Genomic DNA, 26,960 nt, shown 5'->3' with positions numbered 1-26,960 from the left:
CCCACCCGGGCATTTTCGTAGCCGGGCCTGCGGTTGCGGGGGTGGCTGGTTTTCGCTGCGCACGGTGAGGTTCGGCGTGGCGGGCCGCCAGCCTTGCGGTTGCGAGGGTGCTCGGCGGCTGCGCACGGTGAGGTTCGGCGTGGCGGGCCGCCAGCCTTGCGGTTGCGGGGGTGGTCGGCTGCTGCGCACGGGGGGGTTGCGGGTGGCGGGCCGCTTGGCCGTCGGTTTGTCGGGTGGTCGGCGGCTGTGCGGGATGGGGCTCGGTGTGGCTGGCTGGGGCGGCGTGGTTCTGGGTCGCGTCCTGCCGGACGTGACGCGGGTCTACACCCGCTTCGCCCGCTGTTCGGCCAATTTGGTGATCCGGTCGTGCACGCGCTTCGCCGCCCCGGTCGCGGGCGGGTCGGGTTCGACGCGGAGGGTGGTGAGGACGGTGGCGAGCATTTCGTAGTGGCCGACCAGGAACAGGAATTCCAGCGCCGTCTCCTCGTCCAGGTGCTCTCGCAGCGCGGCCCAGGTCGAGTCGTCGAGGTCCTGGTTGTGGTGGAGGTGGTCGACGGCGGTCAGGAGGGTTCGCTGGCGGTCGTTCCAGCCCTCGGCTCCCGGGCCCTGCCGCACGGCCTCGATGCGCTCGGCGTCGAAGCCGACCCGGGCGCTCATGCGCACGTGGTGCTGCCACTCGTAGTCGCACCCCCGCAGGTGGGCGACGCGCAGGATGACGAGTTCGGTGTCCCGCCGCCGCAGGCGCCCGCCCGCGAGGAGGCGGCCGGAGAAGTGCAGCCAGGCCCGGAAGAGCTTGCGGTGCCGTCCGATGATCCCGAACACCGCCATCGGCCCCGTGCCCTCCACCACCCCCGCGAGTCGGGGGACGACCCAACCGAGGACCCGGTTGTCCTTGAACGAACCCTGGGCGATGCGCGGCGCCATACCGACCGTCCTCTCCACCGATGACGTACCTGCCACTGGGTATACCAGTGCACCCGCCGATCGGCAGACCCCACGCACAACTCCGCTGCACCACGGGTTCCTGTCTGCGCCCCCTGGATCGCTCCGCGGACTTCGGGTCCCCTCCCGGGTTCCGTCCCGACAATCGGAGACGGCCCCCGCGGCTCCCCGGAGGGAAGGACCACGATGAATCAACCGACGCAGGGCGAGGCGGACCCCGCCCAGGGCAGCGGTGCAGTGGCTGAGCACCGGTGGACGCAGGCACAGCAACCGGCGACAACCCCCGAGCCGGGTGGCGGGCGGGGCACCGGCGCCGGGGAGGCTCGCGCCGAGGAGCGCGGGCCGCGTGATCCGTTGGCCGTGGCGATCGGCAACGCATCGCTGTTGGGTGTCGGGTACCTGTTGCTCGGCAGGCGGTGGCTCGCCTCGGCGGCCGTGGTGATCACTGCCGGGCTGGTGGTCGTGCTGACCACGACCGCGCCGAGGGTGTGGGTCGAGCTCGTCGTGGTGCTGTGGTGGCTCGTGACCACCGGGCACGGGTGGTTGCTGGCGGGTGGGCGGCGGGGTGGGGCGGTGCGGCGCGGGCAGCGGGTCACCGCCCTCGCGGTCACCGTCCCGGTGGTGGTGGCGGTCGGGCTGCTGCGCTTCGACGCGGCGCGGATCGAGGGGGAGGTGGGCGACGCGCTGGGGGCGGGTGACTGCGGCCCGGCGCTGGCGGCTCTGGACGGGGTGTGGTTCGGGCACCGCGTGGCCGACGCGCCGATGACCGTGCGCGGCGAGCGGACCGTCGAGGCGTGCGGGCACGCGGGCGAAGCCGCGGCGGAGTTCGCCGAAGCCCTGGGCGGGGACGCGTCGGCGGTGCGGGCGGGGTTCGCGCAGTTGTCCACCGTGCTGTCGACCCTGCCGGGGCACGAGCGGGTGGTGGAGGTGGTGCTGGACGGGTTCCTCGACGCGCTGCCGACCAGGGACGCCTGCGGCACCTCGGCGATCACCGACGTCCTCGGCGAGCGGGCCGCGGACGGCACCGTGCTCGACCGCGGCCGGGAGGCCGTCGCGGCGGTGGCCCCCGCGGCGCTGGTGTCGTGCGGGAACGACCTGATGGCGGCGAACGACTGGACGAACGCCCGGACCCGGTACCGGCAACTGCTGGACCGGTACCCCGGTCACGCGCTCGCCGCCGAGGCCACGGCCGGGGTCAGGGCGGCCACGCTGGCGATCGAGCTGGCGCAGGTGCGCGGCCTGCTCGGTCCGGCGTCGACCGGCTCGCTGCCCCGCTACTGCTCCGCCCCGGCGGCCTACAGCGGGGCCGGGCCGTTCGGCACCGGGCGCGTCCTGGTGTACGGCAACGAGTACGCCTCCCGCCTGCCCGGCGAGTGGCGGACCGCCGAAGCCGCGGAAGCGACCGCGGTCGTCTGCGCCGGGGACAGCGAGATGGGCGCGGCCCGGAAGACCTGCACGTACCGGCCGGTGTCCGGGGCACCCATCCACGACGTGACCTTCCACGACGTGGTGGTGCCGGTGAAGGTGTACGAGCTGCGGACCGGGAAGCTCGTGGTCGACACGAAGGTGTCGGTGGCGGGCGCGACCTGCCCGCAGACGCTGAGCTACACGATCCACGGCTCCGTCGACACCGGCGGACCGCCGGACGTCTACGTCACCCCGACCGACGAGGACGTGCGCGCGGCGTTCCAACCGGTGCTCACGGGCTAGGAGCCGCCCACGAGCCACCCGACCGCGCTGCTCGCGAACGGTGTCCCGCGCCTCGTACACATTGGCGCGGGACACCGTTCAGTGCGTCCGGTCACCCGCAGGGCGCCGCGTCGGGGTCGCGGGCGCCACCGGGCACCCAGCGCACGTTCGCGAACGAGGCGTCGAACGCGGCCTCGGTGTAGACCAGGAACGGCGTGTTGACGTTGCCCAGGTCCAGTCCGCCCGCGTCGAAGCAGGAGATCGGGATCTTGACCGTCTTCTTCGCCCCCACCGGCGCCTGCAGCAGTTGCGTGGCGTCGACCTCGGCCAAGCACGGGTGCACGCAGTGGGCGCTGACCACGACCCGGCCCGCGGGCGGCTGGTGCACGAGCACGTCGAACTCCAGGGCGCTGTCGGCGCTGAGGTACGGCCGCAGGTCGGAGGTCCCGGCCGGGTCCTGCAGGTAGAGCTGGCCGGTGCCCGACCACGTGGTGCGCAGCGCGTCCTGCTGCACGTTCACGTCCGCGGGCACCACGCCGATCGTCGCGTGCGCGGCGGTGCCGTCCGCGCCGATCTCCGTGCCGCCCCAGTTCTCCGGGGAGCCGATGAAAGACTTGTAGGGGGCGATGTCCTGTCGGTTGAAGATTTCCAGGTCCTCGGTGGCGGGGCCGCCGCCACCACCGCCGTCGTCGCACTCCGGGGCGGTTTCGGGGAGTTGACCGACGGGCGTGCGCCGGCGGTCGGTGAGGCCGTAGCCGTACGGGAACAGCGGGTTGTAGTCCGGCGAACCGACGTTGAGCGGGGTCTGGCAGGGGGTGCGCGGCCAGGAGAACGACAGCTTGCCGTCGAACCCGCCGTCGACCAGGCGGTCGGCGACTCCCCCGCCCTCGGTGCCGGGCAGCCACGCCGCCACGAACGCGTCCGAGCGGTTCAGCTCCCTGTTGGCGTACAGCGGCCTGCCCGACAGGTAGACGCTGACCACCGGCACGCCCTTGCCCGCGACCCGGTCCAGCACCCGCAGGTCCTCCGGGTGCAGCCGGGACGCGTCCAGGCCGCGCCTGCCCAGGTCGCCGTTGCCCTCCGCGTACGGGGTCTCGCCGAGGACGGCCACCACCGCGTCGTAGCCGGTGGGGTCGACGTCGCCGGTTTCGCTGAAGGTCACGTTGGCCGCGCCGAGCTTCTCGCGCAGGCCGCCGAGCACCGTGGTGCCGTTGGGGAAGTCGGCGTTGGTGTTGCCGGTGCCCTGCCAGGTCAGCGTCCAGCCGCCGGTCTGGTTCTGCATGCTGTCGGCGCTCTTGCCGACGACCAGGACCTTCGCCCGCGACCGCAGCGGCAGCACCCGGTTGTCGTTCTTGAGCAGCACCAGCGACTCGCGGACCGCCTTGCGCGCCAGCGCCCTGGCCTCCAGCGCCCGACCGGCGTCGCGGCGGGCGGAGGGCTTGGGGGCGTCGAACACACCGGAGCGGAGCTTGACGCGCAGGATGCGGGTGACGGCGTCGTCGATGCGCGCCATCGGGATCTCGCCGCTCTGCACCTGGGCGATGGTGTTGGTGATGAACGCCTTCCAGTCCTGGGGGACCATGACGACGTCGATGCCCGCGTTGATCGCCCGGGGACAGCTTGCGTTGGTGCAGCCGGGGACCTGGCCGATGCCGTTCCAGTCCGACACCACGAGCCCGTCGAAGCCCAGCTTGCCCTTGAGGATGCCATTGAGGGCCAGGTCGCTGCCGTGCAGCTTGCCCTCGTTGATGCCCAGTGCGGGGTTGGTCCAACTGTTGAACGACACCATGACGGTCTGCGCGCCCGCGGCGAGCGCGCCGTAGTAGCCCTGGCCGTGCACGTTGATCATCTCGGCGGTGGAGGACGGGTTGACGCCCTGGTCCACGCCGCCCTCGGTGCCGCCGTCGCCGATGAAGTGCTTGGCGGTGGCCAGCACGCCGTCGAGGCGCAGGCGGCGGTCGCCTTGGAGGCCCTTGACCGCCTCGTAGCCGTAGGCGCGGGTGATCCGGGGGTCTTCGGAGTAGCCCTCGTAGGTGCGGCCCCAGCGGTCGTCGCGGACCACGGCCAGCGTGGGCGCGAACGCCCAGTCCTGGCCGGTGGTGCGGATCTGCCGGGTGGTGGCCTCGGCGACGTCGCGGACCAGGCACGGGTCGTGCGCGGCGCCGAGGCCGATGTTGTGCGGGAAGACGGTGGCACCGAATGCGTTGTTGTTGCCGTGCACCGCGTCGATGCCCCACAGCACGGGAATCCCGGTGCGGGTCGACTTCGAGGCCTGCCAGTAGGCGTCGGCCTGGGCGAGCCAGGCGGCGGGGGCGGCGTGCTTGTCCTGGCCCGGCCAGGCGCCGCCGCCGTTGAGGACCGAGCCGAAGCCGTAGGTGCGGACGTCGTCGGCGGTGATGGCGGTGATCTCCGGCTGAGTCATCTGGCCGACCTTCTCGGCAGGCGTCATGCCCGCGACCATCCGCCGGACCCGGTGCTCGTCGACCGGGTTGCTCGGCACCCGGCTGTCCACCCTCGGCCAGTCGGCGAGCGTCGGCAGCCGGTCCTCGACCCTGGCGCAGCCGTGCCCGTCGGTCCGCGGCGGACCGACCACCGGCCGCCCGGTCGCGGCGGCGACCGGGGTCAGCAGCGCCGCCCCGAGCACCCCGGCGACCACTGCCCGTACGACGCGTGCGTGCCTCATCGCGCTCCCCGGCCTCGTTGCCTGCTTTCCCCTAGCTCACCGTGTACGGGACTACCCGACAATCCGCCTTTGGGTGCATCTCCTCTCGACGACCGAGGGACCCCGTGACGCAGCGCGTACGGCATACTTGATCCGATCGGGTGACGTCGTGGACCGGTCGTGTCGGTAAACACCTGCTCACTTGACGGTGGGGCCGGCTATCCTGGCCGCGCCGCACCCCGATTCCCGGTTCTTCGGCAGTCGACGGCGACCGCTACTGGGGAGTCGTCCGTCCGTGCGCCCGCGGCGCACCCGTTCTGGAGGTTTCCACCCATGCAGACCCCTGCCGCCGCGCCCGCGGCCGGCGACAAGCTCGACGCGGCGGTGCTGAAGATCGCGGGCGTCGTCGTGCTGGGCGTGATCATGTCCATCCTCGACGTCACCGTGGTCAGCGTGGCGCTGCCCACCTTCCAAGAGGTCTTCGGCGCCAGCTACGCCACCGTGGCCTGGACGATGACCGGCTACACGCTGGCGCTGGCTACGGTGATCCCGCTCACCGGGTGGGCCGCCGACCGGTTCGGCACCAAGCGCCTCTACATCCTGGCGCTGGTGCTGTTCGTGCTCGGCTCGGTGCTGTGCAGCCTGGCCTGGGACATCGGCAGCCTGATCACCTTCCGGGTGCTGCAGGGCCTCGGCGGCGGCATGCTGATGCCGCTGGGCATGACGATCATGACCCGCGCGGCCGGGCCGGACCGGATCGGCCGGGTGATGGCCGTGCTGGGCGTCCCGATGCTGATGGGCCCGATCGGCGGCCCGATCCTCGGCGGCTGGATGCTGGAGTCGCTGTCCTGGCACTGGATCTTCCTGATCAACGTCCCGATCGGCGCGGTGGCGCTGGTCGCGGCGGTGCTGGTGCTGCCGAAGGACAACCCGTCGCCGTCGGAGACCTTCGACTACGTCGGCATGCTGCTGCTGTCGCCGGGGCTGGCGCTGCTGCTGTTCGGCGTGTCGTCCATCCCGGAGAAGGGCACCGTGGCCAGCTCCCGGGTGCTCGTCCCGGCGCTGATCGGCCTCGCGCTGGTGGTCGGGTTCGTCTTCCACGCGCTGCGGCCGCGGCACCCGCTGATCGACCTGCGGCTGTTCAAGAACAAGCAGCTCACCGTTGCCACGATCACGCTGTTCCTGTTCGCGGTGGCGTTCTTCGGCGCGATGCTGCTGGTGCCCAGCTACTTCCTGCAGGTCCGGCACGAGACCACGCTCGGCGCGGGCCTGCTGCTGGCCCCGCAGGGCCTCGGCGCGATGCTGAGCATGCCGATCGCGGGCAAGCTCGCCGACAAGACCGGCGTCGGCAAGATCGTGCTGTTCGGCATGGGGCTGATCGCCGTCGGCATGGGCGTGCTCACCCAGATCGACGCGAACACCCCCTACGTGCTCCTGCTGGGCGTCCTCGCCCTGATGGGCATCGGCATGGGCGCGGCGATGATGCCGCTGATGACCGCCGCGCTGCAGACCCTCAACGACCACACCATCGCCCGCGGCTCGACGCTGATGAACATCGTGCAGCAGGTGGCGGCGTCGGTCGGCACCGCGGTGATGTCGGTGGTGCTGACGAACCAGATCAACGGGTCGGAGGCCATCGGCAGGCTGGCCACCAAGTCGTTCGAGCCGCAGGAGGCACCGGCCCTGGCCGCGCAGGCCCAGGCCGACACCGCCTCGGGCTTCGCGATCGCGTTCACCGTGGCGTTCGTGCTGCTTGTGCTGACCCTGGTCCCGGCCTTCCTGCTCCCCCGCAAGAAGGTCGAGACCCCGCAGGGCGCCGAGGCGCCGAAGCCGGTGATCATGCACTGAGGTCCCGCACGGGGAGGGGCGCACACCCGTTGGGGTGTGCGCCCCTTTCTTTGCGGTTCTCACGCGGAAATCCCCGCTGCGGGTGGTTGATCGCCGACAGAGCTCACAGCGGGGTGGCGGCGGGCGATGCACCAGGTGGTAGCCGACGAGGGGGAGGCGCTGTGCTGCGTTCGGTGTTCGTGGGATCAGTGGTGGCCGGGTTGCTGGCGGTGTCGGTGTGGCCCGCGGCGGCGGCCGGGCCGAACAAGCCGTTCCTGGGGGACCTCAACGAGGACGGCCGCGCGGACCGGGTCACGCTCGGCTCGGTGGGGCTGACCTCGACCTGCACGGTGAGCGTGCAGGACGGCCTGGTGGGTGGTGGTTTCGCCGCGGCGGTCCAGCACAGCTACGTGTCGCCGCGCACGTCCGGGCCGCTGCCGTACTGCCCGGACATGGGCGAGGTGGTGGACCTCGGCGGGGACGGGACGCCGGAGATCGTCACCACCGGCTTCTACTGGTACGGGGCGACCGACGCGCTGCTGGTGCTGCGGGACTTCGCCCCGGTGGCGTCGTTCAGCGGGTTGAGCATGCCGAGCACGCTGCGCGCGGTCGACTTCGACGGCGACGGGCGCAAGGACCTGTGGAGCTCCACCGACCAGTCCAGCCGGTTGCGCACGTACACCAACACCGCGGCGGGCACCCTGGTGCCCGGCCCGTTCGAGGTGTGCAGCGACGCCTCGCTGCCCCAGCACGCCTTCGCCGACTTCGACGGCGACGGCGGCCAGGACATGCTGCTGTACCGCCGCTGCGGCCTCGGCGTCGGCCGCGCCGCCGAGCTGTACCCCGGCGGCGGCGGGCCGCCGGTCGTGTTCGCCACCTCCACCACCGCGACCTACGAGGTGTTCGTGGGCGACTTCGACTACAACGGCGTGCCCGACGTGGGGCTGATCACCAAAGCGTCGGGCGGGGCGGTGACGGTCCGGCACTTCCTCAACGACGGCGCCGCGGGCTTCACCGAGCTGCCCTGACCCCGGCCGGGGCTATCGCAGGGCGACCAGGGTGGGGCCGCGCTGCTCCAGGACGATCTCGCCGGTGGCCGACATGGTGATCGGGCCGGTGTAGCCGCCGCGGTCGACCGGGATCACCCCGACGTTGGCGCCGGTGACCTCGTCCTGCACGGCCAGGCCGTTCTGGATCGGGACGACCAGCCTGCCCGCGTGCACCACCCCGGGGCCGAGCGTGGTCTGGATCGTCCACATCGGACGCAGGTCGGCCGGGGACAGGGCCACCGTGCGGGAGCCGGTGAACCAGTAGACGCCCTCCGGGCCGCTGGTCGTCAGCACGGTCGCGCCCGGGGGGTCGGTGTTGGCGAGCTCGCCCGGCCCGGGTTCGTCGAGCGGGTAGTCGGCCAGGGCGACGCCCGCGGAGGTGTAGACGCGCAGCCGGGCCGGGTCGGACAGGGCGACGGCGGTGTGGGTGTCGGTCAGGGCGACGATGCGGGCGCGGGCGCCCACGACGGTGCTCGACACGACCTCGACGTCGTCGTTGTCCTTGCCGCTCGGGGCCTGGCTGCGGTAGACGGTGAGCCGGTCGGCGCCGTTGTCCTCCGGGCAGCGCTCGATGACGCCGACCTTGCCCGCGGTGACCGCGACCGAGCCGAACGTGCAGCCGTGGCGCAGGTTGGACCGGAACTGCACCGGGGTGGGGCGGGTGCCGTACTGCGAGGTCATCACCAGGTCGGAGCGCCAACTGGTGATCAGCCGCCTGCCGGTGGTGGTGGCGGTGCTGCCGTCGGAGAGCAGCCGGGTGCCGAACTCGGCGTCGGAGTTGCGGGTGCGCTCGACCTTGCCGCTGGTGCCGTCGAGGCTGGTGACCTCGCTGCACCCGCCCTTGGCGTACGGGTCGTCGTCGGGCAGCGCCCCGCCGTCGGAGGCGTAGAGGGCGAGCACGGTGCCGCTGTCGGTGCGCTGCGGCGGGGCGGTGTCGAACGGGGCGACGGTGCACAGCGCGCGGTCGCGGGCGTAGCGCCACTTGACCTCACCGGTCAGCGGGTCCCGCCCGACGACCTCCCCACCGGAGCCGGTGGCGACGACCGCGCCCGCGACCACGGGTACCGGGGTCATCGGGCTGTCCGCGCGCCAGGTCTCGGCCAGCGACGGCGGGAACTGCAACGGCGGCTCCTGCACCGCGCCCGGCTCGGCGGCGGGGGCACGGGTGGTGGCCGCGATGTCACTGGTCTGCCAGAGCACGACCGCCGAGGCCGCCAGGGCCACCACGAGCACGCCTGCGACGGCCCAGTCGCGCTTGCGGGTGAAGCGGGTGCGCCGTCCCCTCGGGACGGTCTCCCGAGGTCCAGCCGGGACGGTTTCGCGCGGCGGGTCGGAAGTGTGTCCAGGGTTACCCCCGGGGTCGTCCCGGTCGTTTTGGGACATTTGCCCCGCCTCCGGGACGCGTTCGACCGGCTCGGTCCCCCGCGCTCCGGGACCGCCTGCGCCGACCGCGTCGTCCGCCACCGCTTCTCCCTTGTTTACCCAGGTCAGATGCTCTTGGCGCCCCACCGTGGCACATCGGCGGCGGGCACTCAAGGGCGCTTGAGGCTACCGCGCGGAATGTGTCATCCCCGTTCGGATCGGAGGGGGCGAACCGGGGAGAAACCCACGCGGATGACAGCAGTGGATCATCAAGGTTGCCGGACCGTACAGCATACCTCCACCTCCGCGCCATCGTTGTCCCTCGAATGGAGGTAACCTCCCCCCTCGAGTCCCAGGAGGTGCGGTGAGTCCGGCAGCAGAGACAGAGGCCCCGTGGGCCCGCCGCCCGAAACGGGCGGACGGGCGACGCAACTACGACGCCATCCTCGAGGCGGCCCGGGTGGCGTTCGCCAACCGGGGCACCGGCGCGTCCCTGGAGGACATAGCCAAGGCGGCCGGAGTGGCGATCGGCACCCTCTACGGCCACTTCCCCACCAGGGAAACCCTGGTGGAGGCGTCCGTGCGCGAACAGCTCGACCAACTCGACCAGGCCGCCACCACCCTCACCGAGGAAGACGGCGACGCGCTGGGCGCGCTCACCGCGTGGGTGCGCCTGGCCGTGGAGCACTGCTCCACCTACCGCGGGCTGGCGAGCTTCCTGGCGGGCAGCGCGCACACCGCGGGCGCCCCCCTGCACCACACCGGCGTGATCGTGCACAAGGCCGTCGCCCCCCTGCTGGCCAGGGCGAAGGAGGCGGGCCGCATCCGGGCGGACGTGACCGCGGAGGAGCTGTACGCGATCATCACCGCCGCGGCCTGGACCAGGGAGAACTCCCCGGAGCAGGTCGACCACAGCGTGCGCCTGCTGGCGTTCGTGACCGAGGGCATGGCCCCGCAGGCGGGTTAGGAGCGGCAGGCCGGGCCCACCACCCGGCCGCCGACCACCACCCGGCCAGACGAGTCGCAGGCCCGGCCGCCTGCCACCCGGAACCCGCCGATCCGGCTACCAGCCGCCCGCCCCTCACCGGCGCAGCAACAATCAGCCACGCCAACCCCACCGTGCGCAGCCGCCGACCACCCCACCAACCGCCCAGCCAGGCGGCCCGCCACATCGAACCCCACCGTGCGCAGCCGCCGACCACCCCCGCAACCGCCGGCCCGGCTAAGCAGACGCCCGGGGGGGTGGATGTGCTTGGGTGGGGGTGCCGATCATGTGCAAGCCTGTCTGGGCTGTGGAGCATCTCTTCAGCCCCACTCGGTCACAGTGGGCGCATGATCGGCGTAGGGGCCCCGCCCGAGCGGATCCACCCACCCGGGCACCACCGACGAACGACCGGGCTTTGATACACAGGCACGGCTGAGCAGATCCACCCACCCAGGCACCAGCGGCAAAACCCCGGGCTTCACGACCGAGGCACAGCCGAGCGGAACCCCGAGCGCACACCAGGCCGGTTTCAGCCCGCGCCGCGGGGTACCCGGGGGCCATGGTGAGCATCGGTTACTTCCTGTCCTGCGAGGAGTTCGGCCCCAAGGAGCTGGTGCGGCAGGCCCGCCTGGCCGAGGAGGCCGGGTTCGAGCGCCTGTGGATCTCCGACCACTTCCACCCGTGGCTGGAGGAGCAGGGCCAGAGCCCGTTCGTCTGGTCGGTCATCGGCGCCCTGTCGGAGGCGGTGTCGCTGCCCATCACCACGGCGGTGACCTGCCCGACCGTGCGGGTGCACCCGGCCATCATCGCGCAGGCCTCGGCGACGGCGGCCGTGCAGACCGGTGGTCGGTTCACCCTGGGCGTGGGCAGCGGCGAGGCGCTCAACGAGCACATCCTGGGTGACGCATGGCCGTCGGTGGGGGTTCGGCTGGCGATGCTGGAGGAGGCCGTGGAGGTCATCCGCAAGCTGCACACCGGCGAGGAGGTGTCCTTCCACGGCGAGTTCTACGAGGTCCAGGAGGCACGCCTCTACACCGTGCCGGAGGAGCCGGTCCCGATCTACGTGTCCGGCTTCGGCCCGCAGGCCACCGAGCTGGCGGCCCGGATCGGCGACGGCTACTGCACGGTCATGCCGGACGCGGACCTCATCGGCACGTTCCGCATGTCCGGTGGTGGCACGAAGCCGGTGCAGGCCGGGATGAAGGTGTGCTGGGCGGAGACGGAGGCGGCGGGCCGGGCGACGGCGCACCGGCTCTGGCGCAACGAGGGCCTGGCGGGCCAGCTCGCGCAGACCATGCCCCGCCCGCGCGACTTCGCCGACGCGGCGAGCCTGGTGACCGAGGACGCGGTGGCCGAGCAGATCGTGTGCGGGCCGGACGTCGACCGGCACGTGGGCGCCGTGCGCGAGTTCGTGGACGCGGGTGCCGACGAGGTGTACGTGCAGCAGATCGGGTCCGACCACGAGGAGTTCTTCCGGGTGTGGGCGAAGGAGGTCATCCCGGCCTTCCGCTGATCCGGCGAGCGGTCCAGCGCGGCCGACCTGGTGGGCGGGGCGCGTGCGCGGGCGGGTGGGAACCCGGACCGCGCACGCGCCCCGTCGTCGTTCGGCGCACCGCGACCGGTGATCGGGGTTGTGAAACCGTTTCCGCTGTTGGACTCCGCACAGCCGCGACCGTGTGAGGTGCGGCCGTTCGGGGTAAGTAACGGGTAGAGCTGCCGTCGAGCTGGAGGTCACCGTCCCATGTGGATCGCACTCGCCACTCCCCTGGTCGTCATGCTCGGCGCGGTCGGCATGCAGCAGTTGGAACCGCGTGTCCTGGGACCGGTGACCCCGATCTCGGACGATCCGCTGCAACAGCCGATCGACGCCGACGAACTCACCGTCCACTGAGGATTTCCGCCTGCGGGGCGGGTGCTGCCGGAACGACGGCGTTCCGACAGCACCCGTCCCGCAGGCGTCCGTTCGCAGGTTGCACTCCGCACCTCCCTCGGCGTCCCGGCCCGATTCGCACCGATCGGGTGACCGGTGACCTGGTAACGATGGGGTGCGCAACCGCGACGCCATGTTCGGAGCCCGAAGACCGGTGCGGATGTCCCCGGCGCGGGTGAGGGTGCTCGGGGAAGGGGCGGTATGACGACGACGGACACCGATCGCGGTGCCGCGCCCGCCGAACTGGCGCTCGCCGTTCCCGCCGACGCCGCCGCGCTGCCGGACGTGCGGGTCACCCTGGACCGGTGGCTCACCGGGCTGGGGGTGGGCACCGGCACCCGCCAGGACGTCGTCCTGGTGGTCGACGAGGCGTTGACCAACGCCATCGAGCACGCCTACGGCGACAACCCCCACCCCGACCCGATCAGCCTCACCGCCGTGCACGACGCGAGCGGGGTCGAGGTGCGGGTGCGCGACCGGGGCACTTGGAAGCCGCCCACGGTCGACGGCGTGCGCGGTCGCGGCCTGGCCATGATCGCCACCATCGCCGACCGGATGGACCTCAGCGTCGCCGACGGGCACACCACGGTGTTCGCCCACGTGCCCCACCGGGACTAGCGCCTGTCCTCAAAGCAGGCGACCACCTCGCAACCGCCGGCCCGGCTACGGAAATGCCCGGGTGGGTGGATCTGCTTGGGTGGGGGAGCCGATCATGTGCAAGCCTGCCTGGGCTGTGGGGCATCTCTTCAGCCCCACTCGGTCACACTGGGCACATGATCGGCGTAGGGGCCCCGCCCAAGCGGATCCACCCACCCGGGCACGCCCCCCAAAATCCCGGACTTTGAGGTCACGGCCTAGCTCCCCGGCACCACCCGGAGAACCGCGGGCCCGGCGGGCAGCCGCGCCTCAGCGCTGCCGGAAGACCTGCCGGTACGCGGTCGGGCTGGTGCCGGTGGCCTTGCGGAAGCGGGCCCGGAAGTTGGCGGCCGTGCCCAGGCCGACGCGTCGGGCGATCTCGTCGATGCCGCTGTGCCCGGATTCGAGGAGGTGCTTGGCGAGGTCGATCCGGGCGACCAGCAGCCACTGGGCCGGTGACACGCCCGCCTCCTCGACGAAGCGGCGGGCGAAGGTGCGCTCCGACAGGGCCGCGTGCTCGGCCAGCCTGCGGACCGACAGGTCGTCGCCGAGGTGGCGCAGCGCCCACTCGCGGGTCCTGGCGAGGGACTGCCCGGAGGTCTGCGGCATCGAGTGCTTGATGTACTGGCTCTGGCCACCGGCCCGGTGCGGCGCGGCGACGGCGAACCTGGCCGCGGTGTTGGCGACGGCCGCGCCGTGGTCGCGGCGGACGACGTGCAGGCAGAGGTCGAGCCCGGCGGACGCGCCCGCGGAGGTCAGGACCTGGCCGTTGTCGACGTAGAGCACGTCCGGGTCCACGGTGACGGCCGGGTGCCGCCGGGTCAGCAGGTCCGCCGCCCGCCAGTGCGTGGTGACGGTGAGCCCGTCGAGCAGGCCCGCTTCGGCCAGGGCGAAGACACCGGAGCAGATCGCCACGAGCCGGGTGCCCGCGGCGTGGGCCCGCAGCAGCGCCCGCAGGGCGGCGGGGGGAACCGGCCGGTCCACGTCGTACCCGGGCACGACCACCGTGCCCGCCCGCACCAGTTCGTCGAGTCCGCGGTCGACGCCCAGGGAGAAGCCGTCGATGGTGGGCACCGCTCCCGGTTCGGGCGCGCACAGGGTGAGGCGGTAGCGGTCGGGCAAGGCGCCGAACACGAGCAGCGGAACACCGAGGTCGAAGGTCACGACGCCGTCGAGGGCCAGGACAGCGATGTCGTCGACCCCGGTGACGGGCCGCGCGGCAGCCTGCATGGCAGGAAAATAACACATGTTGGCAGAGCTGCCACTCGATGGCGAGTGCGTCGATCATTAGCGTGATCGGCACGACCGATCAGGAATCGACCGGCACCTCGTCCGACCAGGCTGCCTGCCTGACCGGTCGTCCAATCCACCCTCGAAGGGGCGTGCGCGTGTCAGATCCGACAAAGGCATTCACATCCGATTCCGAGTTCCCGCCGGTGACCGTGGCGATCCTGGTCTGCCCCGGCTACATACCCGCCGACATCATCGGCGTGCACACGTTGTTCGGGACCACCCCCAACGCCGAAGTCCACCTGGTGTGGAAGGACCTGGACGAGGTGATCGGGTTCCCGACGTACCCCACCCGGCCGACGACGACCTTCGCCGAGTGCCCCGAGAACCCCGACGTCCTGTGGACCGGCGCGGTGGCCCCGGAAATGTTCGACGACGAGGAAACCCTGGATTTCCTCGCCGACCGGGGGAGCCGCGCGCGCTGGGTGGGCGGCAACTGCGGGGGGACGCTGCTCCTGGGCGCGGCCGGACTCCTGCGGGGCTATCGCGCCACGTGCAATTTCCAGCAGAAGGACCTCCTGACCCACTTCGGGGCGGTGCCCGCGGACGGCAACGTCGTCGTCGACCGCAACCGCATCACCGCGGGCCCCCTCACCGGCAGCATCGAAGCCGGGCTGTGGTTGGCGAGGGAGTTCTACGGCGAGGACTTCGCCCGCGAGATGGAGTTGCAGAGCGAGTACGCGCCGGAACCGCTCTTCGGCGTGGGCCGTCCCGACCTGGCGGGCCCGGAACTCACGCGGCGCGCGCTCGACAACGCTGCCGCCATGACCCGACCGTACGTCGAGGTCATCGAACGCGCCGCGAAACGCCTCGCCGCCGCGGTGTGAGCCGCGGTTCCGCGCGCCGACCGGCGGCACTTTTGCCATCCGGCCACAAAGGTGCGTGCGGAACGTGCGCGCAGACACGCCAACCCGTCTGTCCACAAGGGTCCAAGGGGTGCAGAAACGCGCCATTGAGCAGGGTATTCAGGTGATTGCTCCTCCTGGGGAGCCGAGTGGGGGTCCACCGGGCCCCGCCTGTCCTGTTCCGAGGGAGATCCGATGCCGCGTCCTCTCACCGCGCGCGTGAACAAACTGTTGGGCCTCGGCGTGGCCGTCGTGGCGGGGGTCGGTGTCGCGTTCGCGGTCGTGCCCAGCGCCGCCGCGCAGGGCGACGTGCTGGGCGCGGGCAAGCCGGGGGCGATCAAGGACAGCTACCTGGTCGTGTTCAAGGAGGGGGCGACCCGCCAGCGCCCGGTGCGCGACCTGGTCGGCGCGCTGGCGGGCAAGCACCGGGCGAAGGTGCGGTTCACCTACCAGAGCACCGTGCGCGGCTTCGCGGGCGACATGTCGGAGGCCGAGGCGCGCAGGCTCGCCGCCGACCCGTCGGTGGAGCGGGTCGAGCAGAACAGCGTGGTGACCACCCAGGACACGCAGACCGGCGCCACCTGGGGCCTGGACCGCATCGACCAGCAGGCGCTGCCGCTGAGCGGGACCTACACCTACCCCAACACCGCCGGGAACGTGCGCGCGTACGTGATCGACACCGGCATCCGCACCTCGCACCAGCAGTTCGGCGGCCGGGCCACCTGGGGCACCAACACCACCGGCGACGGCAACAACACCGACTGCAACGGACACGGCACGCACGTGGCGGGCACCCTCGGCGGTGCCACCCACGGCGTGGCCAAGGGCGTGCAGCTCACCGCGGTCAAGGTCCTCGACTGCGCGGGCTCCGGCAGCTTCGCGCAGGTCGTGGCGGGGGTCGACTGGGTCACCCAGAACCACGTCTCCGGGCCCGCGGTGGCCAACCTGAGCCTCGGCGGCCCGGGCACCAACACCACCCTGGAGAACGCCATCCGCGCCTCCATCGCCGACGGGGTGGTCTACGCGATCGCGGCGGGCAACTCCAGCGCCAACGCCTGCGGCCAGACGCCCGCGCGCACTCCGGAGGCGATCACCGTCGGCGCCACCACCAGCACCGACGGCCGGGCCACCTACTCCAACTACGGCACCTGCGTCGACCTGTTCGCCCCCGGTTCCGACATCACCTCGACGGGCTCCGGCGGCGACACCGCCACCGCGGTCATGAGCGGCACCTCGATGGCCTCCCCGCACGTGGCGGGCGCGGCGGCGCTGGTGCTGGGCGCCAACCCGGCGCTGTCGCCGCAGCAGGTGACCGACACCCTGCTCGGCTCCGCCGTGCAGGGCAGGGTCGGCAACGCGGGCACCGGTTCCCCGAACCGCTTCCTCTACACCGGGGCCATCACCAGCCCTTCGCTCGGCGACACGCTGGCCAAGGGGAAGCGGATGGACGCCGGGCAGTCGCTGCGCTCGGCGGACGGCCGCTACCACCTGGACATGCAGTCCGACGGCAACCTGGTGCTTTACACCCAGGCGAACCAGGCGTGGTGGCACACCGGCACCCACGGCAACCCGGGCGCGTACACCGTCTTCCAGGAGGACGGGAACGTCGTGCTCTACGCCTCGGGCGGCCGGGCGCTGTGGGCGACGAACAGTTGGCGGTCCGCCGCGACCCGGCTGGTGTTGCAGAACGACTCGAACCTGGTCCTCTACGGCTCCGCCGGACAGGCCCTCTGGGCCCGCTGACCCCCTGGGATCCGATCATCCGACCAACAGCTCACCTCCCCCGCGCAGGGGAGGTGAGCTGTTGCCGTTCAGCCCCTCTGGTGGTCACGCAGACCCCGGTCGGACATGGATCACAGTAATATTACGTGCAGCCTGACCAGCGAATACACCGCTTCGCACCGCCGAGGGGGTCGCATCGACGCCGGATTCGTTGAATGATGGGTTAACAAGCCGGTCACGCTCGCGGAAAACGGACAGGAACGTTCAAGTAACCTGCGGCGATGCACCGGGTGAACCGGACATTTCCCGTCCGAGAGAGGGGGACGCGTGCCCGCGTCTGATCCAGCCCCAGCGACCAGCCGACCGATCTCCCCCGGCCGCCCGCGACCGCAGCGCAAGCTGCGCGACACCGGCGTGCTGACCTTCATCGTCCCGGCCGACAGCGACCAGCTCTACCTGGTCCGCCACCGGGTGAGCGCCTGGCTCGCCGCCCACCACGTGCGCGTGGAGCAGCGCCGCGACGTGGTGGCCGTGGTCGACGAGGCGGTGTCCAACTCCATCAAGCACGGCTACCTCGAGGGTGACGACTGCGGCCTGGTCGCCATCACCGTGCACGCCAACGCCGACGACATCGTGGCGCTGGTCGCCGACCACGGGTGCTGGCCCGCCGCGCCGGGGACCCGGGGCCTGGGCCTGACCGTCATCGAGGAACTCGCCGAGGACGTCGAGCTGTCGCACGACGCGGGGCGCACGACGCTCACGGCCCGGTTCCCGCGCGAGCGCGCCACGCGGCCGTCCGCGTGGGCGCCCGAGCAGCGCACCCCCGCGGACGAGCCCGCCCGCGCGCGCTGACCCCCGACACCCCGGGCAGGCGGCGCACCGCGCCACCTGCCCGGTGCCCGTTCAGGCCTGCTGCTCGACGGCGGCAGGCTCCGGCTCGACGGCCGGTTCCGGCTCCACGGCGGGTTCCTCCGGCTCCGGCGGGGTGATCACCGGCAGCGTGAAGCGGATCGTGGTGCCCCGCTCGCCGCTCTCGGCGCGCTCGGTGTCGAGCCAGATCCGGCCGCCGTGGAACTCCACGATCTTGCGGCACATGGCCAGGCCGATCCCGGTGCCCGGGTAGGCGTCCTTGCCGTGCAGCCGCTGGAAGATCACGAACACCCGCTCGGCGAACTGCGGTTCGACGCCGATCCCGTTGTCCGACACCGAGAACACCCACTCGTCGCCGTCGCGCTCCACCTCGATCCGCACCACCGGCGGCTCGTCGGCGCGGAACTTGACCGCGTTGCCGATGAGGTTCTGGAACACCGCCGTCAGCAGCGGGACCTCGCCGCGCACGACCGGCAGCTCGGCGGGCACCTCCACGGTCGCGCCGGTCTCCTCCAGCACCGCGCCCAGGTTGCGCTGCGCGGACTCGACCAGGTTCGCGACCTGCACGTCGGCGTGCTTGCCGGTGTGCCGCCCGACCCGGCTGAACGAGAGCAGGTCGTTGATCAGCACCTGCATCCGCCGCGCGCCGTCGACGGCGAAGCCGATGTACTGCCGGGCGTTGTCGTCGAGCTTGTCGGAGTAGCGGCGCTCCAGGAGCTGGCAGAAGCTGGCGACCTTGCGCAGCGGTTCCTGCAGGTCGTGCGAGGCGACGTAGGCGAACTGCTCCAGCTCGGCGTTGGAGCGCTTGAGGTCGGCGCTGAGGACGTCGAGTTCGGTATTGGTCTGCCGCAGCACCTCCAGCTCGTAGAGGATGCGGGCGCGCATGACGTCGACGTCCTCGGCGAGCCCGGCGATCTCCGCGGGCCCGGTCACCTCCACCCGGTGCCCGAAGCGGCCGTCGGCGACCTGTCGCACCTGGTGGCTCAGCCGCGACAGCGGGGCCACCACGGCCGAGCGCAGCAGCACCGAGGCGACCACCACGAGCAGCAGCAGCGCCCCCAGGGTGATCACGCAGGTGCGCACCAGCACGGTGGCGGAGTCGTTGAGGGCCTCGCGGCCGATGACCCGCTCCCGCTCCAGGTCGGCGCGCACCGCGTCCAGCGTCGAGCGCGCGCGGTCGAACAGGACCTTGCCCGCCTCCGGGTCGGTGGTGAGCCTGCCCGCCGCCGCCTGCGCGATGGTGGGTTCGGCGTACTCCGCGCGCCAGACCTCGACGCGGCGCATCGCCTCGTCGAACTCCGCCTCGATCCCGGGGAGGTCGGTGAGCAGGGGCCGCAGCTCCGCCTCGGCCTGCCGCTGGCGGGCCCGGCCCTCGTCGTAGGGGGTGCGGAACTCCGGGCGGACGGTGATGGCGAAGCCGCGCACCCCGGTCTCCTGGTCGACCACGGCGGTGGTGAGCTGCTCGGAGCTGATCACCAGCGGTCCGAGCCGGTCCAGCAGCCGCGCCCTGGTCGAGTCCAGGTCGTTGATGGCCACGGCGACCGCGGCGATGGCCGCGGCGAAGACGACCACGAGCAGCACCGAGGCCACCGTCGACCGGCGCCGCAGCGACCAGCGGGTCAGCCCGGACCGCCGGGGTCGGGACGGGTGCTCGCTCATCCGGGGTGTCCTAAGCCTCGCGCCGCGCGGGCGTACCCGCCTGATCGCGCGAAAGCCTACGGCCGGGCACCGGCCGGGCCCACGGCGGCGTCGGTGTGCCGCGGCCCCGCCGCCGGGGCGGGGCGCGGGGATGCCGCCGGGGGGCGGCTCGGCCGGGCGGCGCGGTGCCCGGGTGGTCGAGCCGCCGCCCGGTGGCGGCCGGACGGTCCGCGTGGGGGCATCACGCCGGGCACCGTCCGCATGGGAATGGTCTGGGTCGAGGTGGGGGATCCGTTGAGACGCTTACGGTACAACCTCGGGCGAGGACCGGTTCCGTTGCACCCCAACAAAACGCAACACCTCCGTTCCTACGGAAGAGTAACCCCGACTACGTTCACTCGAAAGAGTGAGAAACTCGACGGTAACCCCGTCTCGGCCCGATGTCGAGCGGATCACCGAACGCCGTTCGGCCGATAATCCGGTTCCCCGGGCTTTTGATCGTCCTGGGTGGACTGTGCTGATCACGGAGCAGGACAGGTGTCCTGCTGGGACGCCACCGCAGCGAAAAGCGTTCCCCGGCAGAGTAAACGGGTGTAACGGGTATCTCCGTCGACGAAGCGCCCGAGCCAGGAGATCACCAACCCGGCGGTCAGGTCGTCAGGGGCGTTCGAGAAGTCGTGGTCGCGGTCGGGCAGCAGCGCGTACGCCCGGGCGGGGGCGGTGAGCGAGGCGTAGAACCGCTCGGCGTGCTCGACCGGGGGCGCGATCGTGTCGTCCTCGGCGGCGAGCACGAGGGTCGGCACCCGCACGCCCGCGAAGTCCGCGGCCGGGTCCCACGGCGCCATCGGGATCGCCGCGCGCAGCCCGGGCCGGGCCAGGGCCGCCTCCAGCGCGGCGCCACCGCCCATCGAGTGCCCCAGCACCGCCGCGCGCGCCGGGTCGGCCCGGTCGCGCACCGGGCTGTCGGCCACCACCCAGTCGATGGCCGCGAGCAGTTCGGCGGCCCGGGCGTCCGGGAACTCGTCCGGGTCGAGGGTGTCGATCAGCAGGACGACGAACCCCCGGGAGGCCAGTCGCGGCCCCAGCCACGCCAGCGCCGCCGCACCCTCCCGGAACCCCGGGGCGACGGCCACCACCGGGTACGGGCCACCCGCGGTGTCGGCCGGGGCGAACAGCACGCCGCCGCCGAACCCGGTCACGTCCGCGCGCCGCACAGCGGCGGTGGTCACGGCGTGGGGACCGACGGCGGCCGTCACGCCCGCCAGGGTGGGCGCGGGTCCGAGTTCCGCGGCGGGCGGCGCGGGCGCGGCAGCGGTCAGCCCGACACCCAACCCGACGACGACCGCCACCGCGACCACCGCGTGACCCGCTCTCCGCACCGGAGCACTCCTCTCACCCGAACGGCCCAACCGCCGCCAGGGTAGGTGCGCAACCTGTGCGCGCGGCCTCAGTAGCCGTCGCCCCCGAAGAACATCTCTTCTATCTGGTCGGCGGTACCCGCGAGCAACGCCAACGGGTCGTCGAACTCGTGCACGTCGAGGTCGCGCAGCGGCAGCGAGTGCCGCAGCACCACGTGGTCACCCATGATCGCCGCACCGCAGGCGATCGACCCGTGGCCCACCTCCCGCAGCAGCGCGGCCAGGTCGACCGAGGCGGCCAGGCCGACCGGGCTGGCGATCTGCACCCACTCGTGCTTGTTGTCCAGGACCTCGCGCAGCAGCACCACGATCTGGCTGCGCTCGTCCTCCTCGTCGTACTTCTCGAACCGGAACTCGAGGCGGATCTCGTCCTCGCGCTCCTCGATGACCTCGTACTCCTCGCGGACGTACGCGGCGAGGTCGGCCCAAGTCGAATGCATGGCACCAGCGTACGGGAGACGATCACCCCTCGGGTGGAGCCGTTCGCGGGGTTGTGCGCCCCCCGGCGATCGTGTTAAGTCGATCGGGGCCGCCGACGACGGCACTGTCCACTTGGGAGGCTCGATGCCGAACAGGATCGCCCCGCCCGGTATGCCCGTCTCGCTGCAGTACCCGGACGTCGCGGTGGGCGCGATCCTGCTGGGCTCCGCCCGCCGCTACGGCGACCGGGTGGCCTTCGCCCACGGCGACGACGCGATCACCTTCGCCGAGCTGGGCGCCGCCGCCGCCCGGACCGCCAACGGCCTGCGCGCCAGGGGCATCTCCCCCGGCGACCGGGTCGCGCTGCGGATGCCCAACTGCCTGGCCTTCCCGGTCGCCTACTACGGCACCCTGCTCGCGGGCGCCGCGTTCGTCCCGGTCAACCCGCTGCTCCCGGAGGACGCCGCCCGCGCCCAGCTCGCCGACGCGGAGGTCGACCTCACCCTCACCGCCGCCGACGTCCCCCAGTTGGGCGAGGACATGCCCACCGCCCCGCCCCGGGTGGCCTGCGACGTCGACACCCACCTGGCCCACCTCGCCTACACCGGCGGCACCACGGGCGTGTCCAAGGGCGTCCGGCTCACCCACCGCAACGTGGTGGCCAACACCCTCCAGTACACCTGCTGGCACACCGGCTCCCTGCCCCGGCTCGACGACGAGGGCGGCCTGACCCTGGAGCAGGTGGGCGACCCGGAGGAGTGGCCGGTCCGCCTGGGCACCGGCGTGGCCATCAACCTCACCCCGTGGTTCCACGCCATGGGCATCGTCGCGGGCCTCAACGCCCCGGTGCTGACCGGCGCCACGCTCGTCCTGCACGACCGCCTCGACCCGGCCGCCTACCTCGCCGACGCCGAACGCCTCCGGGTCACCTCCATGGGCGGGGTCCCCGCCCTGTTCGCCGCCCTCCTCGCCCACCCCGACAGCGCCACCCGCGACCTGACCTCGGTCCGCACCGTCGCCTCCGGCGCGGCCCCGATGCCGGTGGAGATGATCGAGCGGCTGCGCACCCTGGTGCCGCACGCGCAGGTATCCGAGGGCTACGGGCTCACCGAGGTCACGATGGGCGCCACGGGTGCCCCGTCGCACCGGTCCGGGGTGCGCAAGGTCGGCTCGGTCGGGGTGCCGATGTTCGACACCGAGGTCCGCGTGGAACCGGTCGAGGGCGGCGCCCCCCTGCCCCCGGGCGAGCGCGGCGAGGTCTGCCTCCGGGGCCCGCAGGTCATGGAGGGCTACCACAACCACCCGGAAGCCACCGCCGAAGTCCTGGTCGACGGGTGGCTGCACACCGGGGACATCGGGGTGGTCGACGAGGACGGGTACCTGTTCATCGTCGACCGCAAGAAGGACATGCTGCTCTACAAGGGGTACAACGTCTACCCGCGCGAACTGGAAGAACTGCTGGCCGCCCACCCGGACGTCCTGGGCGCGGCGGTGGTGGGGCGCCCGGACGAGTTGGCCGGGGAACTGCCGGTGGCGTTCGTGGTCCCGCGCACGGGGTCGGTGACGGCGGAGGCCATCCAGGAGGCGATCAACGCGCAGGTGGTGCACTACAAGCGGCTGCGCGAGGTCCGACTGGTGGAGTCGATCCCGCACTCGGCGGCGGGCAAGATCCTCAAGCGCGAACTGCGGAACCGGTTCACGGACCCGGACGCCGCGGGCGGTGGCCGGGTGTAGCCACCGCCCGCGATGCCTGAACAGGAAGAACAAGAATACGCACATCCACGTATTGACAGATCCTTTTCCCGCACACTGCGGCGCAAATTCATCCACACATGTGACTTCGCTCATGAACCGATTTTCCCGACAGTCGGTTTGATAACGTCCGAGCGACACGGCCGCACAGTCGACAATTTCCATTGACGACCGTCGCCAGTCAATTCATTCGCCGATGACAGGAGTCGTCTTCGATGCGAGGAAAAGCATTCGTCGCGATGGTGGCCGCCGGAGTGGCCGCGGCCGTCGCGTTTCCCACCCCGGCCTTCGCGCTCGGCGACAGCGCCGATCTCATGCCCAGCGTCGACTACCTCAAGCGGAACAACTGCGACGGCGTGCTGTACCCCGTCGCGGACAACGGCGTCCGCCGTTACACCGCGAACGCGGGCACACCGCAGCGCGTCGGCCAGAAGAGCTCGGCCACCCTCACCGCCACGGACACGACCGCTCAGACCGAGCAGGTGCAGACCCAGCAGGGCCTTTCCGTCCAGGGAAAGGTGAGCCTCGGCAAAATCCCGTTGAGCAGCGGGGAAGCCGGAGCAGACGCCTCTGTCACCTACAGCACCGCCACAACGCACACCGACGGGACCACGGTCACCTACAGCACCGCCAATTCGATCAAGGTCACGTCCCTCGGGCCCGCTTTGACCGTGACGCCGACCTATTTCAAGGTGTCCGCCACCGGTTCGTACTACCGCTGCCAGGTGCAGGGCAGCACGCGCACCGCCACCCGTGAAGGGCTCGAAGGCGACTTCGAGATGGACGTGGTCGAGGCTGAGGGTTGGCGGATCGCCTGCTCTCCCGCGAGCCCGTGCAAGGTGAACGAGCAGTACACGTGGTGAAGGGGACAGTTTTGACGATGAGGACAGCGACGGCGAAGGCGACGATGACAGCCAGGTCTCGACCCCCGTTCGCCCTGGCCGCGGCCGTCGTGGCGACACTGGCCATGGCCGCTCCCGCGCAGGCCGAGGAACCGCCGAGGACCTGCTCCGGAGCCGGGAACGGCGAATGCGTCCAAGCTCCCACGGAATGCGGCGTGTACCCGCATCCCGACCAGGACGGAATCGACGCATACCTCGCGGGAACGACCAAGAACGGGCGGATCGAGATCGGCTGTCCCAACAACAAATCGTACAAGAATTTCAAGGTGACGTTCATCAGCCGGGTGTACGAATTCGGAAACTTCCACGGAAACGCGGACGTCATCAACGGCACGGTGGTCGCCGCCGACGGAAAGAACCACACCTTCCCCGTCTACATCACGCAGAACCAGCCCGGCCAGGGCATCCAGTGGACCACACAGGTCGATCTGAAGGTCCTCCCGATCTACAACTGAGCCCCACCGCCGACCAGCGGCGCGCACAGGGCAGACGGCCCCTGTGCGCGCCGTCACATTCATCCGGCAGGGAAAAGGCGGAGCCATGGCGACATTGCCACATGATCATTCACCGCGCTCGACCACTGATGATCGACATTCCACTGCGGAAGCGTTCCCTACGTAATTCTGTCGATGCGCTGTCGCCGCGCGTGACCCAGTGTGTGGTCATGCCGAACGACGCCATGCCGAACGACAGGGCCGGCCAGGACCATCTCGAATTGACCAGTTTCGTGGGTCGGGAACGCGAACTGGCGGAAATCGATCTTCTTCTCGCCGAGTGCCGGTTGGTGACTTTGGTCGGTCCTGGCGGGGTGGGCAAGACCAGGCTGGCCAGGCGGGCGGGCCTGGGCGGGCAGGACGGCCCCGGGTGCGCGCCGGTCTTCGTGGAGTTGGCCGGGCTGACCGACGGCGCCCTGCTGCCCGAGGCCGTGGCGAGACGGCTCCGGCTGGCTCGACCCGCCCTGGACCTGGTGCTCGACGCGCTGCACGAACGGGACGCGCTGCTGGTGCTGGACAACTGCGAGCACCTGGTCGACGCCTGCGCGGAGTTCGCCGACGCCGTGCTGCGCTCCTGCCCGGGCGCGCGCGTGCTGGCGACCAGCCGAGAGCCGCTGGGCGTCTACGGGGAGCACGTGCTCGCGGTCGGGCCCCTGCCCGCGCCGCCGCCCGACGCGCTGTCGGCCGCCGACCTGGACGACTGCGACGCGGTGCGGCTGTTCCTCGACCGGGCCTCAGCCGTGCTCCCGTCGATGCGGATCGGCGAGGACGGCTTGGTCGCCGTGGGTCGGCTGTGCCGACGGCTGGAAGGTCTGCCGCTGGCCATCGAGCTGGCCGCGGCGCGGTTGCGGGTGCTGTCCCCGCGGCAGATCGATGAATGCCTCGCCAACAGCTTCGACGTGCTGACCGGTGGTGGCCGGACCGTGCCGGAACGGCACCGGACCCTGCGCGCCGCCTTCGACTGGAGCCACGGCCTGTGCACGGAGGCCGAGCACGCGGTGTGGGCGCGGCTCTCGGTGTTCCGCGGCTCCTTCTGCCTCGATGCCGCGGTCGGGGTGTGCGCGGGCGAGGGAGTGGCGGCGGACACCGTGCTGGACGTGGTCGACAGCCTGCTGGGCAAGTCCGTGCTCACCCGGGCGGACGAGGACAGCGGGGAAAGCGCCGTGGCGCGCTACCGGATGCTGGAGCCGCTGCGCCAGTACGGCCAGGAACGGCTCACGGCGAGCGGTGACCGCGCCAGGGTCGCGCGGCTGCGCCTCGACCGGATCGATCGGCTCACCGCCCAGGCCGACGCGGACTGGCCAGGCCCGCGGCAGCGGGACTGGATCGCCCTGCTCGGCCGGGAGGACACGGACCTGCGGGCGGCGCTGGAGTCCGCGCTCGCCGAGCCAGGGGAGTCGGCCGTGGCGCTGCGCATCGCGGCGCGGCTGCCCGAGTACTGGAGGCTGCGCGGCCTGAGCAACCAGGCGCGGCGGTGGCTGGAGCGGGCGCTGGCCGCCACCGCGCCGGACTGCCCCGGCCGGGTGTACGCGCTGGGCACCGCCGCGCTGCACGCCCTGTGGCAGGCCGACCTCGACGGTGCCCAGGCGCTGCTGGACCAGGCAGGCAACCCGGCGGTCGACGACGGCGACGACCTGCTGCTCGCGCATGTCATCTCCGCGCGGAGCCTGCACGCGCTGCTGCGGGGCGACCCCCGGGCGGCCGCGCTGGCCGCGACGGCGGCGCGGATCTTCGGCGCGCGGGGCCTGCGCCGCGGGCAGGTGTACCCGCTGCTCCTGCACGGGGTCGCCACCGCGCTGGCGGGTGACCTGAGCACCGGCCGCGCGGCGATCCACCAGGTGACCATGCTGTGCGAGTCCGGCTGCGAGGGCTACCGCCCGGTCGCCCTGTTCGGGCTGGCCACGCTGGAACTGCTGTCCGGCGACACCGACCGGGCGGCCGAGGCAGCCGGGGACGGCCTGGTCCACGCCGAGGCGATCGACAGCCCGTTCGACCGGGCGTACTTCCTCGAAGTCCTCGCCTGGGTCGCCTCCAGCCAGTACGACCACCGCAGGGCGGCCCGGCTGTTCGGCGCCGCGGCGGGCGCCTGGGCCAGGCTGGGCGTGGCCGCGGAGCGCGCGGTCCCCCGGCAGCACCGCGAGCACGTGGACCGGACCAGGGCAGCCTTGGGCGCGGAGCCGTTCACCGCCGCGTTCGGCGAGGGGCGGGCGATGACCGTGGAACAGGCCAGGGACTGCGCCCTCGCCCCACACGTCGGGAACGTCGGGATCCTGCCGGAACCGAGGTCCGAGTTGACCAAGCGCGAACTCGAGATCACCGGCCTGATCGCCCAGGGGCTCACGAACCGCGACATCGCCGCCGCCCTGTTCATCTCGCCGCGCACGGCCACGACGCACGTGCAGAACATCCTCGGCAAGCTGGGGATGGCCAACCGGGCCCAGATCGCTGTCTGGACGACCACCCAGCGGGAAACATGAGCCGGTCGCATCCCAAACACCGGGTTGACGCGCGGTGAACGCATTTCACG

At 72.0% G+C, this 26,960-nt stretch carries 21 protein-coding genes; 14 read left to right on the top strand and 7 right to left on the bottom strand.

The features are described from left to right. Positions 1 to 321: 321 nt before the first annotated feature. The gene (locus L6E12_RS32135; protein WP_236231681.1) at positions 322 to 924 is read right to left on the bottom strand and encodes a carboxymuconolactone decarboxylase family protein; all 603 of its coding nucleotides are present in this window, start codon (positions 922 to 924) and stop codon (positions 322 to 324) included. Between the two features lie 204 nt (positions 925 to 1,128). Between L6E12_RS32135 and L6E12_RS32130 the strand changes: the two genes are divergently transcribed. After that, positions 1,129 to 2,652, top strand: coding sequence for a tol-pal system YbgF family protein (locus L6E12_RS32130; RefSeq protein WP_236231680.1), 1,524 nt, complete (start codon positions 1,129 to 1,131; stop codon positions 2,650 to 2,652). Between the two features lie 91 nt (positions 2,653 to 2,743). On the opposite strand, the gene L6E12_RS32125 is transcribed toward L6E12_RS32130, so the two are convergent. Then, positions 2,744 to 5,314 carry an exo 1,3/1,4-beta-D-glucan glucohydrolase gene (locus L6E12_RS32125; protein ID WP_236231679.1) on the bottom strand — a complete coding sequence of 857 codons (2,571 nt, stop codon included), beginning with the start codon at positions 5,312 to 5,314 and terminating at the stop codon, positions 2,744 to 2,746. 312 nt (positions 5,315 to 5,626) lie between these two features. Here L6E12_RS32125 and L6E12_RS32120 point away from each other — a divergent pair, with 312 nt between their 5' ends. Together L6E12_RS32120 and L6E12_RS32115 are read left to right on the top strand one after the other, a co-directional pair. Then, positions 5,627 to 7,141 (top strand): DHA2 family efflux MFS transporter permease subunit, encoded by a 1,515-nt coding sequence (locus tag L6E12_RS32120; protein ID WP_236231678.1) that lies wholly within the window; start codon positions 5,627 to 5,629, stop codon positions 7,139 to 7,141. Between the two features lie 161 nt (positions 7,142 to 7,302). Next, positions 7,303 to 8,148: a VCBS repeat-containing protein gene (locus tag L6E12_RS32115; RefSeq protein WP_236231677.1), complete on the top strand. Its 846-nt coding sequence runs from the start codon at positions 7,303 to 7,305 to the stop codon at positions 8,146 to 8,148. Positions 8,149 to 8,160: 12 nt separating this feature from the next. On the opposite strand, the gene L6E12_RS32110 is transcribed toward L6E12_RS32115, so the two are convergent. After that, the gene (locus tag L6E12_RS32110; RefSeq protein ID WP_236231676.1) at positions 8,161 to 9,552 is read right to left on the bottom strand and encodes a hypothetical protein; all 1,392 of its coding nucleotides are present in this window, start codon (positions 9,550 to 9,552) and stop codon (positions 8,161 to 8,163) included. Positions 9,553 to 9,895: 343 nt separating this feature from the next. Here L6E12_RS32110 and L6E12_RS32105 point away from each other — a divergent pair, with 343 nt between their 5' ends. The 4 genes from L6E12_RS32105 (at position 9,896) to L6E12_RS32090 (ending at position 13,064) form a co-directional block, all read left to right on the top strand. Further along, a complete protein-coding gene (locus tag L6E12_RS32105) occupies positions 9,896 to 10,498 on the top strand; it encodes a TetR/AcrR family transcriptional regulator (RefSeq protein ID WP_236231675.1) in 603 nt (200 codons plus the stop codon). A gap of 577 nt (positions 10,499 to 11,075) precedes the next feature. After that, positions 11,076 to 12,029, top strand: a complete 954-nt coding sequence (locus tag L6E12_RS32100) for an LLM class F420-dependent oxidoreductase (protein WP_236231674.1) — start codon at positions 11,076 to 11,078, stop codon at positions 12,027 to 12,029. A 228-nt stretch (positions 12,030 to 12,257) separates the two neighbouring features. Continuing rightward, positions 12,258 to 12,407, top strand: a complete 150-nt coding sequence (locus tag L6E12_RS32095; protein ID WP_236231673.1) for a hypothetical protein — start codon at positions 12,258 to 12,260, stop codon at positions 12,405 to 12,407. A gap of 240 nt (positions 12,408 to 12,647) precedes the next feature. Then, entirely contained in the window at positions 12,648 to 13,064 is a 417-nt protein-coding gene (locus L6E12_RS32090; protein WP_236231672.1) for an ATP-binding protein, read from the top strand. 288 nt (positions 13,065 to 13,352) lie between these two features. On the opposite strand, the gene L6E12_RS32085 is transcribed toward L6E12_RS32090, so the two are convergent. Then, positions 13,353 to 14,312: a GlxA family transcriptional regulator gene (locus L6E12_RS32085; RefSeq protein WP_236231671.1), complete on the bottom strand. Its 960-nt coding sequence runs from the start codon at positions 14,310 to 14,312 to the stop codon at positions 13,353 to 13,355. A gap of 38 nt (positions 14,313 to 14,350) precedes the next feature. Between L6E12_RS32085 and L6E12_RS32080 the strand changes: the two genes are divergently transcribed. From L6E12_RS32080 to L6E12_RS32070, 3 genes are all read left to right on the top strand, one after another. Next, on the top strand, positions 14,351 to 15,199 hold the full coding sequence (locus L6E12_RS32080) for a DJ-1/PfpI family protein (protein ID WP_236231670.1): 849 nt from the start codon (positions 14,351 to 14,353) through the stop codon (positions 15,197 to 15,199). Positions 15,200 to 15,436: 237 nt separating this feature from the next. Continuing rightward, positions 15,437 to 16,960: a S8 family serine peptidase gene (locus tag L6E12_RS32075; protein WP_236231669.1), complete on the top strand. Its 1,524-nt coding sequence runs from the start codon at positions 15,437 to 15,439 to the stop codon at positions 16,958 to 16,960. A 306-nt stretch (positions 16,961 to 17,266) separates the two neighbouring features. Beyond that, the gene (locus L6E12_RS32070; RefSeq protein ID WP_236231668.1) at positions 17,267 to 17,791 is read left to right on the top strand and encodes an ATP-binding protein; all 525 of its coding nucleotides are present in this window, start codon (positions 17,267 to 17,269) and stop codon (positions 17,789 to 17,791) included. 51 nt (positions 17,792 to 17,842) lie between these two features. Here the strand turns inward: L6E12_RS32070 and L6E12_RS32065 are convergent, their stop codons facing one another. The 3 genes from L6E12_RS32065 to L6E12_RS32055 form a co-directional block, all read right to left on the bottom strand. Then, on the bottom strand, positions 17,843 to 19,468 hold the full coding sequence (locus tag L6E12_RS32065) for an ATP-binding protein (protein ID WP_236231667.1): 1,626 nt from the start codon (positions 19,466 to 19,468) through the stop codon (positions 17,843 to 17,845). Positions 19,469 to 19,968: 500 nt separating this feature from the next. Further along, positions 19,969 to 20,826: an alpha/beta hydrolase gene (locus L6E12_RS32060; RefSeq protein ID WP_236231666.1), complete on the bottom strand. Its 858-nt coding sequence runs from the start codon at positions 20,824 to 20,826 to the stop codon at positions 19,969 to 19,971. A 68-nt stretch (positions 20,827 to 20,894) separates the two neighbouring features. Continuing rightward, entirely contained in the window at positions 20,895 to 21,305 is a 411-nt protein-coding gene (locus L6E12_RS32055; protein WP_035286141.1) for a hypothetical protein, read from the bottom strand. A 124-nt stretch (positions 21,306 to 21,429) separates the two neighbouring features. Here L6E12_RS32055 and L6E12_RS32050 point away from each other — a divergent pair, with 124 nt between their 5' ends. From L6E12_RS32050 to L6E12_RS32035, 4 genes are all read left to right on the top strand, one after another. Beyond that, positions 21,430 to 23,019 (top strand): class I adenylate-forming enzyme family protein, encoded by a 1,590-nt coding sequence (locus tag L6E12_RS32050; RefSeq protein ID WP_236231665.1) that lies wholly within the window; start codon positions 21,430 to 21,432, stop codon positions 23,017 to 23,019. Between the two features lie 233 nt (positions 23,020 to 23,252). Beyond that, positions 23,253 to 23,900, top strand: coding sequence for a hypothetical protein (locus tag L6E12_RS32045; RefSeq protein ID WP_236231664.1), 648 nt, complete (start codon positions 23,253 to 23,255; stop codon positions 23,898 to 23,900). A gap of 17 nt (positions 23,901 to 23,917) precedes the next feature. Beyond that, a complete protein-coding gene (locus tag L6E12_RS32040; protein WP_236231663.1) occupies positions 23,918 to 24,394 on the top strand; it encodes a hypothetical protein in 477 nt (158 codons plus the stop codon). A 329-nt stretch (positions 24,395 to 24,723) separates the two neighbouring features. Continuing rightward, complete coding sequence (locus tag L6E12_RS32035) at positions 24,724 to 26,910, top strand: LuxR C-terminal-related transcriptional regulator (protein ID WP_236231662.1); 2,187 nt, start codon at positions 24,724 to 24,726, stop codon at positions 26,908 to 26,910. Positions 26,911 to 26,960 lie beyond the last annotated feature (50 nt).

Source organism: Actinokineospora sp. PR83, assembly GCF_021056305.1.
In the GTDB taxonomy this organism is placed as follows: Bacteria; Actinomycetota; Actinomycetes; order Mycobacteriales; family Pseudonocardiaceae; genus Actinokineospora; species Actinokineospora spheciospongiae.
This window is presented reverse-complemented; position numbering and strand designations above follow the sequence as displayed.

Bases quoted from the DNA above. Each gene is read 5' to 3' on its own strand.
- L6E12_RS32050 (WP_236231665.1), top strand. From the start codon at position 21,430: ATGCCGAACAGGATCGCCCCGCCCGGTATGCCCGTCTCGCTGCAGTAC.
- L6E12_RS32040 (WP_236231663.1), top strand. From the start codon at position 23,918: ATGAGGACAGCGACGGCGAAGGCGACGATGACAGCCAGGTCTCGACCC.
- L6E12_RS32045 (WP_236231664.1), top strand. From the start codon at position 23,253: ATGCGAGGAAAAGCATTCGTCGCGATGGTGGCCGCCGGAGTGGCCGCG.
- L6E12_RS32110 (WP_236231676.1), bottom strand. From the start codon at position 9,552: ATGTCCCAAAACGACCGGGACGACCCCGGGGGTAACCCTGGACACACT.
- L6E12_RS32080 (WP_236231670.1), top strand. From the start codon at position 14,351: ATGGCGAGTGCGTCGATCATTAGCGTGATCGGCACGACCGATCAGGAA.
- L6E12_RS32100 (WP_236231674.1), top strand. From the start codon at position 11,076: ATGGTGAGCATCGGTTACTTCCTGTCCTGCGAGGAGTTCGGCCCCAAG.
- L6E12_RS32095 (WP_236231673.1), top strand. From the start codon at position 12,258: ATGTGGATCGCACTCGCCACTCCCCTGGTCGTCATGCTCGGCGCGGTC.
- L6E12_RS32055 (WP_035286141.1), bottom strand. From the start codon at position 21,305: ATGCATTCGACTTGGGCCGACCTCGCCGCGTACGTCCGCGAGGAGTAC.
- L6E12_RS32135 (WP_236231681.1), bottom strand. From the start codon at position 924: ATGGCGCCGCGCATCGCCCAGGGTTCGTTCAAGGACAACCGGGTCCTC.
- L6E12_RS32120 (WP_236231678.1), top strand. From the start codon at position 5,627: ATGCAGACCCCTGCCGCCGCGCCCGCGGCCGGCGACAAGCTCGACGCG.
- L6E12_RS32090 (WP_236231672.1), top strand. From the start codon at position 12,648: ATGACGACGACGGACACCGATCGCGGTGCCGCGCCCGCCGAACTGGCG.
- L6E12_RS32125 (WP_236231679.1), bottom strand. From the start codon at position 5,314: ATGAGGCACGCACGCGTCGTACGGGCAGTGGTCGCCGGGGTGCTCGGG.
- L6E12_RS32085 (WP_236231671.1), bottom strand. From the start codon at position 14,312: ATGCAGGCTGCCGCGCGGCCCGTCACCGGGGTCGACGACATCGCTGTC.
- L6E12_RS32065 (WP_236231667.1), bottom strand. From the start codon at position 19,468: ATGAGCGAGCACCCGTCCCGACCCCGGCGGTCCGGGCTGACCCGCTGG.
- L6E12_RS32130 (WP_236231680.1), top strand. From the start codon at position 1,129: ATGAATCAACCGACGCAGGGCGAGGCGGACCCCGCCCAGGGCAGCGGT.